Source organism: Myxococcus sp. CA056 (assembly GCF_013336715.1).
Classification (GTDB): domain Bacteria; phylum Myxococcota; class Myxococcia; order Myxococcales; family Myxococcaceae; genus Myxococcus; species Myxococcus llanfairpwllgwyngyllgogerychwyrndrobwllllantysiliogogogochensis.
Genome location: NZ_JABUMT010000018.1, coordinates 89,568 through 102,158, shown reverse-complemented (window position 1 = coordinate 102,158; position 12,591 = coordinate 89,568). Strand labels below are relative to the sequence as shown.

General features: G+C 69.2%; 9 protein-coding genes and 1 pseudogene. 3 read left to right on the top strand and 7 right to left on the bottom strand.

What is annotated here, in order from left to right; all coding sequences use genetic code 11:
* A pseudogene (locus HUA76_RS39950) lies at positions 1-533 on the top strand (endopeptidase); the annotation flags it as partial.
* A 95-nt stretch (positions 534-628) separates the two neighbouring features.
* On the opposite strand, the gene HUA76_RS39945 reads toward HUA76_RS39950, so the two are convergent.
* The 4 genes from HUA76_RS39945 to HUA76_RS39930 form a co-directional block, all read right to left on the bottom strand.
* Positions 629-1,561, bottom strand: a complete 933-nt coding sequence (locus HUA76_RS39945) for a helix-turn-helix domain-containing GNAT family N-acetyltransferase (protein WP_141646586.1) — start codon at positions 1,559-1,561, stop codon at positions 629-631.
* A 75-nt stretch (positions 1,562-1,636) separates the two neighbouring features.
* A complete protein-coding gene (locus HUA76_RS39940; protein ID WP_141646585.1) occupies positions 1,637-2,626 on the bottom strand; it encodes a bile acid:sodium symporter family protein in 990 nt (329 codons plus the stop codon).
* A 57-nt stretch (positions 2,627-2,683) separates the two neighbouring features.
* Positions 2,684-3,781 carry an endonuclease/exonuclease/phosphatase family protein gene (locus HUA76_RS39935; RefSeq protein ID WP_141646584.1) on the bottom strand — a complete coding sequence of 366 codons (1,098 nt, stop codon included), beginning with the start codon at positions 3,779-3,781 and terminating at the stop codon, positions 2,684-2,686.
* Positions 3,782-3,895: 114 nt separating this feature from the next.
* Entirely contained in the window at positions 3,896-5,677 is a 1,782-nt protein-coding gene (locus HUA76_RS39930) for a hypothetical protein (RefSeq protein ID WP_174463848.1), read from the bottom strand.
* Positions 5,678-5,794: 117 nt separating this feature from the next.
* Between HUA76_RS39930 and HUA76_RS39925 the strand changes: the two genes are divergently transcribed.
* Positions 5,795-6,565: a 3-hydroxybutyrate dehydrogenase gene (locus tag HUA76_RS39925; protein ID WP_217440839.1), complete on the top strand. Its 771-nt coding sequence runs from the start codon at positions 5,795-5,797 to the stop codon at positions 6,563-6,565.
* Here HUA76_RS39925 and HUA76_RS39920 read toward each other — a convergent pair.
* The 3 genes from HUA76_RS39920 to HUA76_RS39910 form a co-directional block, all read right to left on the bottom strand.
* Positions 6,519-7,877 carry an MFS transporter gene (locus tag HUA76_RS39920; protein ID WP_174458368.1) on the bottom strand — a complete coding sequence of 453 codons (1,359 nt, stop codon included), beginning with the start codon at positions 7,875-7,877 and terminating at the stop codon, positions 6,519-6,521. The genes HUA76_RS39925 and HUA76_RS39920 overlap by 47 nt on opposite strands.
* 56 nt (positions 7,878-7,933) lie before the next feature.
* Positions 7,934-9,364: a hypothetical protein gene (locus HUA76_RS39915; RefSeq protein WP_174463847.1), complete on the bottom strand. Its 1,431-nt coding sequence runs from the start codon at positions 9,362-9,364 to the stop codon at positions 7,934-7,936.
* A gap of 90 nt (positions 9,365-9,454) precedes the next feature.
* Positions 9,455-10,894 carry a triacylglycerol lipase gene (locus HUA76_RS39910; RefSeq protein ID WP_174458370.1) on the bottom strand — a complete coding sequence of 480 codons (1,440 nt, stop codon included), beginning with the start codon at positions 10,892-10,894 and terminating at the stop codon, positions 9,455-9,457.
* A 387-nt stretch (positions 10,895-11,281) separates the two neighbouring features.
* Between HUA76_RS39910 and HUA76_RS39905 the strand changes: the two genes are divergently transcribed.
* Positions 11,282-12,517, top strand: coding sequence for a beta-eliminating lyase-related protein (locus tag HUA76_RS39905; RefSeq protein WP_174458371.1), 1,236 nt, complete (start codon positions 11,282-11,284; stop codon positions 12,515-12,517).
* Positions 12,518-12,591: the final 74 nt, after the last annotated feature.

The window sequence follows — 12,591 nt, the reverse complement described above, 5'->3', positions numbered from 1 at the left end:
CCCAGAACATCGGCAACAAGGTGTTCTACCAGGGCAGCGGCAACATCGGCTCGTGGCACGCCTGCAACTGCACCGCGGGCACGTCGGATGGCTGCGCGGCCACCAACGGCTACAAGCAGTGGCTGGCTGCGGATGACGACAACGGCAACATCAACGATGGCACGCCGCACATGACGGCCATCCACGCCGCGTTCAGCCGCCACAACATCGCCTGTGCCACGCCCACGCCCATGAACAGCGGATGCACGGGAGGCCCGACGGCGAAGCCCACTGTCACCGTGATACCGGCCGCTGAACAGGTCTCACTGAGCTGGTCCCCCGTCGCTGGTGCGACGCAGTACTGGGTGATGAAGTCGGACGGGGTCAACGGCTGCACATACGGCAAGGCGCGAGTCGCCACCGTGACGAGCACCAGCTACGTGGACACCGAGGTCCTCACGGGCCACAACACCTGCTACTCGGTGGCGGCCGCTGGCAGCAGCGCCGCCTGCTACGGCGCGTCCAGCACCTGCACCTGCGTGAGCCCGCTGTAGTCCGGCGACTCACCGGCACGGTGGGACGGTGCTCCCACCTCTGCCAGCGCGCAGTTACTCGAGGCGGCTTCCTTCCGGGGAGGCCGCCTCGTTCGTCAGAGTTTCAGCTCCCACGTCTCGCCGATGAGTCCCTCTCCGAACTCCTCGTGGGGTTCCGCGCTGGCGCGCGCGAAGCCGGCGCCCTCGTAGACGCGACGCGCGGCATGGAGCTGGCTGTCCGTCCACAGTCGCACCTTCCGGTAACCGGCTTCACGGGCGAAGGTCACACACGCGTCCACCAACCGGGTACCGATGCCCAGCCCGCGCGCCGAGGGCTCCACCAACAGCAGCCTCAGCTTCGCCACCGTCTTCGTGTCCCGGACCAGGAACACGGAGCCGACACTTCGCCCATTCACCTCGGCGATCCAACAGCGCTCCCGGGCGGGCTCCTGCTCCAGGATGAACTTCGCGGCGACGCTGGCGACCAGCGCCTCGAAGCGCTCGTCCCAGCCGTACTCCTGGCTGTACAGCACGCCGTGCCGGTGGATGACCCAGCCGATGTCCCCAGGGCGGTGGGGGCGCAGCACGACGTCGGCGCTCGACGCAGGGGGCTTCTCACCCAGCAGTTCCTGGATGGTCTGCATGGCATCGAGGAGCCGCTGGCGCGCGTCGGTCTTCAGCGGGGAGATGAGCGCGCGGATGGAGTCGTGGGAGCGGCTGTTGAGCCGCTCGTAGGTCTGCTCTCCCTTCGCCGTCAGGCGCACCAGGTGCTGGCGACCGTCCGTCGCGGAGGTCACCTTTTCGATGAGCCCCTGCGTTCCGAAGTTGCGGAGCAGGCGACTGAGGTAGCCCGGGTCCAACGCCAGCTCGCGGCTCAGCTCCGCCGCAGTGGGAGTCTCCCGGTGGAACAGCTCGTAGATGACGCGGGCCTCGGTCAGCGAGAACTCGCTGTTCAAGAGCCCCTCGTCCAGCACGCCAATCTTCTGCGTGTAGAAGCGATTGAAGTGCCGCACCGCCGCCACGCCTTGGTCCCGTCGAGTCTGTGCCATTCAGTCCTGTCTCCAAGGCGCCGTGCCGTTCGAGGTCATTGTCGGGGAAGCCGTTGACTCAGGCAACCAGTTGGCTCACGGCGCCGGTGGGCGCGCCGCATAGCGCTCCGCCAGGACCGAGCAGACGAGCAGCTGGAGCTGGTGGTAGAACATGAGGGGCAGGACGATGAGCCCCAATCCAGGGTGCGCGCCAAAGAGGAGCCGCGCCATGGGCACCCCCGAGGCCAGCGTCTTCTTCGAACCGCAGAAGACCGCGGCGATCTCATCCTCCGTGGAGAACCGCAGTCTGCGCGCCGTCAGCGTGCTCAGGGTCAGCACGGTGGCGAGGATGAGCACCGCGCCCCCCAGGATGAGCGCGACGATGGCGCCGCCATGGCGACTGAAGATGCCGGACGCGACGGAGTCGCAGAACGAGGCGTAGACGAGCACCAGGATGAACAGCCGGTCCACGCCGTTGGTGTACTTGCGGTAGCGGGCGAAGAACGCGCCGAGCAGCGGCCGTGCGAGCTGCCCCAGCGCCAGCGGCAAGAGCAGCAGCAGGGACAGTTTGAGGATGGCGTCCCCCAGCGAGAGCGACTGCCCGGTGGTGCGCGCCAGAAGCCCGACGATGAGCGGCGTGAGGAAGATGCCGAGCAGGCTGGACAGGCTCGCGTCGAAGATGGCCCCCGCCACGTTGCCCCGGGCGACGCCCGTCATCGCCACGGACGAGGAGATGGTGGACGGCACCGCGCACAGGAACAGGAAGCCGAGCGACACGTCCGCCGGCACCCACGCCCCGAAGACGAGGTTGAGCACGAGCCAGAGGGCGGGGAACACCCCGAAGGTGAACGACTGCACCAGCACGTGCAGGCGCCACTGGAGCGCCCCGGCCCTGAGCTGGGCCATGGGCATGCCCAGCCCGTGGAGGAAGAACACGGCGAAGATGCCGACGTTGGTGACGACGTCGGCATGCATCGCGCCGCCGGACCGGCCGAAGTCCGGGAAGAGGAGAGCGAGCCCGACGGCACCGAGCATCCCCAGGAGGAACCAGTCCCGCGCGAGCCGCTTGACGAGGCGTAGAGACATGTCGGGGGCTGAATACTCCCTGCCTCGGGAGACCTCCAGCCCCCTGTGTCTCCAGGGTCAGTCGTCCACCCGGAACTCCACCACCAGGCCCGCGTGGTCCGACGGCCAGAGGCCGGAGTTCGTGCGGTCGTCAATCAGGGTGCCCACCACCACCGCGGACTGGGGATTGACGTTGTCCCCGGCGTACAGCACCAGGTCGATGCGCTCGTCGAGCGCATCCGTGTTGGCGTCGTTCACCGTCTCGCTGAAGCAGCACGTGAAGCCGTCACCCGTGCCCACCGTGGACCAGGCATCCACGAGCCCCGTCCCCGGGCCGACGATGGTGGGATAGCCGGTGGTGGCCGCGCCCGGTCCGGTGTTCAGGTCTCCGACGACGATGAGCGGCCGGTCATAGGTGTTGACGAGGGCGGCCAGCTCCGTGGCCTGGTTCTCGTTGCCGGGCCGCAACGTCTCCAGGTGGGTGTTGACGAAGGTGATGCGCGCGCCGTCCACCGTGGCGTCCAGCTTGTTGAAGCCACGCAGGAAGCGAATCGACGCGCCGCCCACGGGCACCTCCTGGGCATAGGCGTAGTTGCCCGTCACCACGTTGGCGATCTGCACGTCACCGCGCGCCAGGATGACGTCCCGGTCCGTGAGCCGCACGTCCGTGAGGTCCGTCGCATTGCCCGCGAGCGCCGCAGGGACCTCCGCGTCCGCGTTCTGCACCGTCGCGGCGGCGCGGTAGTTGAGCCCCCGGCTCTGCAGCTCCGCCAGCAGGATGGCCAGGAAGTCGTACGTCACGGTCTGCGCGTTGGGCACCGGGTTGGAGGCGAAGTCGCTCGGGCTCTGGGTCCGGTAGAGGGAGACTTCCTGCAGGCCGACGAGGGCCGGGTTGGTGCTCTGGATTTCGTCCGCGATGGCCTTGGCGCGCTCGGGGAAGTTCGTCGCCTGCACCGTCGTGTAGAGCTGCGCGGCGATGGCGGGAATCTGCTGGGGCGTCTGCGCCGTGGCGAGCAGCTCGATGTTGCCGCCGAGGTAGAGGTTGCGGGTCATCACCTTGAACTGGGCGGCGCCCGGCACGACGGAGTCATCACCGTCGTCGTCATTGCAGGCGACGAGGCACAGCGGAGCGCACGCGAGCAGCGGCGCGAGACGAAGGAAGCGAAGTGGGGTCATGGGGCCGATGGGGGCAAGGGTGGAGTGCCGCGAATCCGGCCCCGTTCCCGCATGACAGGCAAAAGGATTCCCAGCGCCGCGTCAGCTCACGCACAGCCGTCGGCACTGGAGTGTTCAAAGCCCCGCTGGCCCTCGGCTGTAAGGCAGAGCGAGGTGTTCGCCAGGAGGCGGAAGCGTGAGCGCGCGCAGCCCGTCTCCGCTCCACGTGACGAAGCAGAGTTCGGTCGACTCCAGGGCCCTTCCGAAGTCGAAGTGCACGCGCGTGAATCCCCCCTCGTTCGACTCCAGCACCGTGACGTTCAGGTCCCCCAGCCGCAGCTTCGTGCCGATGGGCGGCGGCGTGTCCCGATTGACCAGCTCCCAGAACCCCGGGTGTCGCGGTGTGCCGCTCACGACGAGGTCGAACGCCTCCGGGGAGGTCCGCTCGAGGACATGGTCATGTGGCGCGGCGCTGAGCAGCCGGTAGAGGCGAGGGGCGCGGCCCTGGAGCAGCATGGCGGCGGGCACGTAGAGCGAGATGCTCGGGTCCGCGGCGGCCACCATGACCATCGTCCCCGCGCAGGGCGGGGCCTCGCGGGCGATGCGCCACTGCGCGTCCGCGATGCGGCCCAGCGCCACGCCCAGGCCCACTCGGAACAAGGGGCCCAGCACGCAGTGGCCCAGTACGAGCACCACGACAGCGGACCGGAGCAGGATCTGGTGGCGGCGAGGGAGGGTGGCCTCTCGTGCCGCCGCCCAACCCCGGAGGATGAGCACCGCGACCAGTGCGCTCCCCGCGAGCAGCGGCACCATGAGGACGCGTCCTCCGATGATTCCCGCCGCGCCGGGAATCGTGGCCGCCAGGCCCCCGGGCAACAGCCAGCGCAGGGTGCCGCGCTCCTGTTCGGACAGGCGCGACTGGAGGGCGCGCAGCATCAGCAGCGCGCCCACGGTGGCGAGCGCGCCCCAGGCCGCGAAGCCGGAGTGCAGCTCTGGGGTTCCTGAGGCCGCGTCGGACGGCGTGGCCACCACCAGCTCCCCCACGAGGATGCACACGCGCTGGAGGAGCGTGGCGAGGAAGGCCCCAGGCGCGCCAATCGGGTCCAGATAGCCGCCGCTGCCGCGCGCGCCGTAGCCCTGACTCGCATAGAAGAAGAGGTAGGCCGTGACGAGCAGCGCGTAGGGCGCGAGCCGCCGCGCGCACTGGCGCCACCCCTCGCGGCGGCCGAAGACCTCATAGGCACCGATGAGCCCCACCGCGCCCAGCGCGGCCTCGCCGGAGAACAACGCGGCCACCAGGGCGAGCGGCGCGAGGACTCGGCCGGGCTTCCAGTCTTCTTCGCGGTAGCGCAGGTGGGCGGCCAGGGCGAGCAGTCCCAGGAGCGCGGAGACGAGCGGGTGGCGCGCGGCGAGCCAGGCCACCGGGAACAGGTGCGCGGCGGCCACCGCGTAGAGGACCGTGGCCAGCGCGGCCAGCGAAGGTGGCAACAGCCGCCGGTGCAGCCAGCCGACCAGCGTCACCAGTGCCAGGAACCAGGCGAGGCTGTGCAGGTGCGCGGGGAAGGGGGCGTCGTCGAAGAGCCACGCGTCGGCGGTGAGCAGCGCGCTGGGCAGGGGACGGAAGAAGCGCACCGACAGCGAGTCCGACGCCCACCAGGGCAAGAGCCCGGACTCCCTCAACCGGGCCGGGTCCGTGCGCGGGCCGCCCACGAACTCGTAGAGCGTCAGCGGTCCCCAGTCACCCAGGGACGCCACCTGTCCGGAGAGGGCGAGCCGGTGCACCAGGTCATCGAGCAGCAGCCCCACGCGCAAGGACGGCAGCGAGACGAGGATGCCCAGCCCCAACGCCAGGATGAGCGAGCGGGGCCAGCTTCGCCATGCTCCAGCCGTCCTCGCGCGAGATGAACATTCCGCCATGGAGACCTCCACCTTCGCCCGAATGCGTCAGGCGCTTCAAGGCGGGGTGCGGCATGGGCCGCGCGCTCCCACGGCATTGCCCCGCGCGCCGGGTTCCGTCACGATGGGGACATGAACATGAATTCACCTTCAGGTCGATGCGCGGTGGTGACGGGGGCCGCGCACGGCATCGGTCTCGCGGTGGCGGAGTCGCTGGCCGCCCAGGGGATGAAGGTGTTGCTGGCGGACCTGGACGAGGTGGCGGGGGTCCAGGCCGCGACGCGACTTCCAGGGGCGCTCTTCCAGCGCACGGACGTGTCGTCGCGCGAGGATTGTCGGGCGCTGGTGGGGCGGGCCGAGCGGGAGTGGGGGCGGCTGGACATCCTGGTGAACAACGCGGGCGTGCAGCACGTGGCGCCGGTGGAGGAGTTCCCCGAGGAGCGCTGGGAGCAGCTCATCCGCATCATGCTGGTGGGGCCCTTCGTGCTGACGCGGCACGCGCTGCCGCTGATGTATGCCCGGAAGTGGGGACGCATCATCAACGTGTCCTCGCTCCATGGGCTGGTCGCCTCGCCGTACAAGTCCGCGTACGTGTCCGCCAAGCACGGGCTGATGGGCCTGACGAAGACGGTGGCGCTGGAGGCCGCGGACCGGGGCGTCACGGTGAACGCCGTGTGCCCCAGCTACGTGCGCACGCCGCTGGTGGAGAAGCAGATCGCCGACCAGGCGCGAATCCACGGCCTCACCGAAGCGGAGGTCGTGGAGAAGATCATGCTCGCGCCCGCGGCGGTGAAGCGGCTGCTGGAGCCCGAGGAGGTCGCCGCCTATATCGGATTCCTGTGCTCGGACGCCGCGGGGGGCATCACGGGGTCCGCGCAGGTGATGGACTGCGGCTGGACGGCTCGCTGAGCGCGTCCCCGGTGGGGGGCGCCTCCGTGAGCTGGGCGCGGTAGGTCTCCGCGGACAGCCAGACGGAGACGAGCGTGACGACGGCCAGGGCCACCATGTAGAGCGACACTGGCCACGCCTGTCCACCCGAGCGGGCCAGCAGCGCGGTGGCGATGACGGGCGACAGGCCTCCGGCGAACACCGACGCCATCTGGTAGCCGAGCGAGGCCGCGCTGTAGCGGACGCGGGTGCCGAACAGCTCCGAGAAGAAGCTGGCCTGCGGGCCGTACATGGCCGCGTGGGCGATGATGCCCAGCGTAATCGCCAGCCAGATGAGCCCCGTCTCCTTCGTGTCGAGCAGCCAGAAGAAGGGGAAGGCCATCAGCCCACAGCCCAGCGCGCCGGCGAGGTAGACGGGACGTCGGCCGAAGCGGTCCGACGCCGCGCCGAACGCGGGAATCGCCACCAGGTGGACGGACGTGGCGATGAGCACGCCGTTGAGCAGCGTGGTGCGTGGCAACCCCAGCCGCTCCGTGCCATAGGAGAGGACGAACGTGGTGATGATGTAGAAGAAGCCGTTCTCCGCGAAGCGCGCCCCCATGGCGAGGAGGATCTGCCGGGGGTACTGGCGAAGCGCGTCCATGACCGGGAGGCTCTCGGCGGCCTCCTGCTTCGGGCGCGCCTTGAAGATGGGCGACTCCGCGACCTTGAGACGGATGAACACGCCCATGCCGATGAGCACCGCGCTCAACAGGAAGGGGACGCGCCAGCCCCACGCGAGGAATGCGGCGTCGGGCATCCGCGAGAAGTAGCTGAACACCGCCGTGGCCACGAGCAGGCCCGCGGGTGCGCCCATCTGCGGCCAGCTCCCGTAGAAACCCCGGCGGTGCGCGGGGGCGTGCTCCACCGCCATCAGCACCGCGCCGCCCCACTCGCCGCCCAGCCCGAAGCCCTGGATGAGCCGCAGGAGGACGAGCAGCGCGGGAGCCCAGGCGCCCACGGTGTCGTACGTGGGCAGCAGGCCCACCGCGAAGGTGGCCACACCCATCAACATGAGCGTGGCGCTGAGCATCGCCTTGCGGCCCAGCTTGTCGCCGTAATGCCCGAAGACGACCCCGCCCAGGGGCCGGGCGATGAAGCCCACGGCGAAGGTGCCGAAGGCCGCCATCGTCCCGGTGAGCGGGTCGAACGACGGGAAGAACAGGCGGTTGAACACCAGCGCCGCCGCCGTCCCGTAGAGGAAGAAGTCGTACCACTCGATGGCGGTGCCGATGAAGCTGGCCACCGCCACCTTCAGGATGGAGTCCCGCTGCTCGTGCGCCGGTGCTTCCATGGGGGCTGCTCCTCTGGGCTGGACCTCGGGCTGCGTGGCGTACGGCGGCGAGCGGGCTAGAGCTGGAGGCGGAGCGTCAGGAAGTAGGACGCGTCAATCTCGTCTGCGACGCCGTCCTGCTTCTTCTGGTAGCGCGCGTACCGGCCGCCAATCGCCACGTCCTCGGTGAACCAGTAGGTGCCACCGATGTTGAGGAAGGTCTGCGTCGTCCGGGTGACGGGCTCCCGGGCGGGCGCGTCCCCGGTGGCCGCGACAAAGGAGGGAGAGCGGTCCGCGACGCGGTTGAACTGTACGCCGATGCCCGAGCGACCGTGGAGGTTGACGTCCACGCCCGCGCCCAGGCTGGTGGCGGTGTAGTGGGTGCCCAGGAGTTGGTCGGCGAAGCCCGGCGTGCTGTTCGTCACGTCGTTCTGGACGCGCGCGAAGTTGAAGAACGGGGTGATGAACAGCGGGATGCCCACGTCGGCGTGCAGCTTGAACAGCAGGTTGCCGCGCAGGTTGTTGCCGTGCAGGAGCGGGTCCGTGCGCGACGTCGTCTGGTAGTTCACGTCGAAGACCTGGGCCATGGCCTTCGCCTCGAACAGCTCGTGCGAGTACGACAGCGAGGGACTGAGGACCTGGAAGTGCAGGTCGTCATCGGGCTGGCCATTGCGGTAGTTGGCCAGCGGGCGCTCCCAGAAGCGGCTGCCACCACCGAACGAGCCTCCCACCTGGTAGGAACTGGAGGTGCTCAGCGGGTTGGCCGCGGTGAAGCCCATGCCCAGGCGGAAGCCGTTCCACTCGTAGGCGGCCTGCGCGCCCTGGCCCCGGTTGAAGCCGCTGTAGAGCAGCGGGTCTCGCGTGTACTTGTCCGCCAGCAGCGTGTCCGCGATGTGCGTGGAGATGAAGTCCACGCTGGCCGGGTCCACGATGATGCCGGCCTCCAGCGTCACGCCCCAGCGCTGGAGCCGGATGACCTGGTCCCTCACGCTGAAGGACGCGGTGCCTTCCCACACGCCGGAGCCGTGCGCGCGGATGTTGCGCTCGAACTCGCTGCGGAAGGAGACGTACTGCCCCAGGCGTCCCTCGAAGCCGAAGCGGGTGAGCGCCACCGTCGTCGCGCGGCTCTCCCGGTTGCGGTTGAGCGTCTGGATGAGGTTCTCCACGTGGAGCCCGCCCGCGAGCGCGAGCACGGGCTTCACGTAGAACGTCTCGTTGCCCACGGCCAGGCTCGGCCGGGTGACGGGCGGCGGGCGGGTGTCGACGACCTCGGTGGTGCCCGCCATCTCCTCGGGGTTCTTGGCCGCCTCTTTCGCCGTGGGCTTCTCGGCGGCGAGCTCTCCGGCCGACGTCGCGTCGGTGGTGGCCTGGGGCGCCGGCGCCTCGGCGGGCGTGGGCTCCGCCTGGGCCTCCGCGGGAGGGGGTGGGGTGGTGCTCTGGGCCCATGCCGCGGGCGCGGTTCCGAGGGCCAGGACGCAGAGGGACGCGGTGAAGGGGAGTCGCTTCATGGGGGGCTCGAAGGGGAGGGCGGGAAGGGCTCGGACCGGCGCGCGGTGAGGAATCCGCGCGCCGGTCCGACTGGAGGGGAAGGGACGGGGCTACTCGGCCAGGTAGCGCAGCGTCAGGTCGAGCCCCGCTGTCGAGCGCAACGAGCCGAAGTGGTTGGCGATGAAGCCCCGGTTGAAGTAGCCGCTCGTGTCGTAGTCGTTGAGCGTGGTCAGCGTGTTCGTCACGCAGCCTTCCATCTCGATGCGCGAGGCCGCCTCGGACACATAGAAGTCCTGGTAGTTGGTGCCCCGCTCCTTGTCCGTCATCGTGAGGGTGAAGTACTTCACGACGTTGTCCCCGCACTGGCCCGTCTTGCCGAAGGCGTAGTCGCCGTCCGCGCAGGGCGTGGCGAACAGGTCGCGCGGCCCGTTGAGCGGCTTGTGGAAGTACGTCTGGGAGTAGTTCGAGCGGCTGCCCATTTCACAGACGATGGTGCCGCGCATGGTGCTGTTGGTGGAGCACAGCTGGCCGGCGGCCGGGTCATACGTGGACACGCCGTGGTTGGCGCCCGAGCCGAGGATGACGTGGCTCACCTGCGGGAAGGGGTTGATGGCGCCCGCCAGGCCCGTGCGCCACTCCACGTACAGCCGGCGCAGGGCGTCGCGCGCCACCGTCACGCCGAGCGAGTGCGCGATGAGCGCCACCTTCCGGTTGGGCTGGTCCTTCATCACCGCCTTGATGAGCGACTGGAGGATGGGCGTGGACCAGCCATGGTCGATGTTGCCCGCGGCGTTCTGGGTGGTGTTGTTGGTGGACGGGTCGATGCCCGGGACGATGTCCGTGCGGAAGTCCACGGCGATGACCCGGTAGCGCTGGGCGATGAGCGTCTCCGCGAGCTGGTTCCTGGCGACGGTGTCCCCGGTGAACTGGACGTTCTCCGTGGCGGTGTTGACCGACGTGCCCGGCGGCAGGATGAACTTCTCCCAGGTGTGCGGCCGGGTGGAGTTGCCGTGGACGAGGATGATGATGGGCTTGGAGGTGTCCTCGTTGGCCTGGGCGTACTCCTTGGCGGCACAGGAGAAGCCGGGGATCCTGGCCACGTCACCGCCGATGAAGTCGGTGGCGCTGTTGGGACCTCCGAAGGCGGTGTTGCCCGTCCACTTGCCGTCGTTGTTGCCGTCCTTGTACGGCGTGGTGCCGGTGCTGTTCGCCTTGTCGTAGTAGAGGTTGTCGACGGAACAACCCGGATGGTTCGACAGGGGCCGGTACTTGCCGTCATAGGCGCGGTAGGTCTCCTGCGTCTGCGGCGCCGCGGTGGTGATCTCCTTCATCTCCTCCGCGTCCTGGATGGGCCAGGTCGCGATGTCGATGCTCGCCGCCTGAAGTTCGGACGTCTTCGCGGCGATGCGCTCCCGGCACGCCTTGATGGCGGCGGGGACCTCGGTGTCCGGACCGGGCCCCTCGTCCACTGGATCCTGGTTCGAGCACGCCATGCCGACCATGCCGACAACAGCCACCACCGCGCGGAAAACCCTGCGACGCGTTGCCATATGTAGCTCCGTTGCAATCGCTAGCTGTGTTGTGGGGAGAGGCGCTGGCACGTCTTTCCGTGACAGCACCGCGATCCGTACCAAACGGGTGGTCCCGGCGGCAAATGAAGTTGAAGGGTGATTCACCTTTCTTGTTGGTGGGACATGAATACTGAATCAGTACTGCGATGCGTCAGAGACCGGAGGACGGTCGGATATTGCGTTGCGTCAGGGATTGGGGCGGGCGGTGTGGGTGGAGCGCGCAGCGTCAGGGATTGAAACAATGTGTCCGGACGCGGGACTGGGAGGCGCGGGAGTGTGTCGGAGGCGGGAATCGGATGAGCCGTGGCGGGGCGGGGGCTACGCTCGAGGGAGCGGCGGAGGCTTGCCCCGTGGTCGAGGTGTCCCGTGTCCCGTCATCAGTTCAGTCGCAGTGAGTTCCTGTCGTTGACCAGCCTGCTCGCGGGGACCGCGCTCTGGAGTGCTCCAGCGCGAGCCGCGTCGCCCGCGCCGGCGAAAGCCCGCAAGGAAGCGAAGGGCGCTGCCGGGGAGCTGTCGCGGGCGGAGGTGGAGGAGATCCGCCGGGCCTGCCGGGGAACCCTCACGGGTGTGTACGCGTCGGATGACCCGGGCGCGGAGCTCGTCGCCATCGGCGAGTGGATGCGTCGGCAGGGCGTGACGGGGGACTTCTACGGCAACAGTGAGTTCATCGACGGCTTCGAGAAGAAGGTCGCCGCGATGCTGGGCTTCGAGGCGGGCTGCTACATGCCGACCGGCACCATGGCGCAGCTCATCGCGCTGCGGAGCTACGCGGACGCGGCGAAGAACCGGAACTTCGGCGTCCACCCCTCGTCACATCATGTGTTGCACGAGGACAGCAGCCACGTCCTGTTGCATGGGCTGCATGACGTCATCCTCTCGCCCTGGAACCGGCCGATGCTGGCCGAGGACGTGCTCGAGTCACCGGAGTCGCTCGGCGTCGTCAGCGTCGAGCTGCCGGTGCGGTGGCTGGGCGGTCAGCTCCAGACGTGGGAGCAGTTGGAGGAGCTGAAGCGGGCGTGCCGCGAGAAGGGCGTGAAGCTCCACATGGACGGGGCGCGGCTGTGGGAGTGCCAGCCCTTCTACAATCGGCCCCTCTCGGAGATCTGCCGGGGCTTCGACTCCGTCTACGTGTCCCTCTACAAGCGCGTGGGCGCGCTGGGCGGCGCGATGCTGGTGGGTGGCCGCGACTTCATTCGCGAGGCGCGCATCTGGCGGCACCGCCATGGGGGGAACCTGTTCCACCTGACGCCCTATGTGGCCTCCGCGGCCATGCGCCTGGATGGCGTGCTGGCGCGAATCCCCGGGCAGGTTCGTCGCGCGAAGGCGCTGAGCGAGGCGCTGGCCGCCGACACCCGCCTCACCGTGCAGCCTCGTCCGGCGCAGACGAACGCGTTCCGCGTCTACCTGAGAGGTGACGCGCAAGCGCTCTCGATGCACGCCTTCCGCGTAGCGCGGGAGACGGGCATCTGGACGGGAGGGTTCGGTCCCACGCGTGTGCCCGGAGTCGTCGCGACGGACCACGAGGTGAGCGAGGGCCTGGACAAGGTCTCCGATGCGGACGTCGTCCGCGCTTACCGCCGCCTCCTCGACGAAGCCGCGTGAGCGAGGCGGACGCTCGCCAGGTCGCTTGTCCGGCGAGTGGCCGCCTCGGTTGCGGAGGTCGAAAGCTGCGTTAC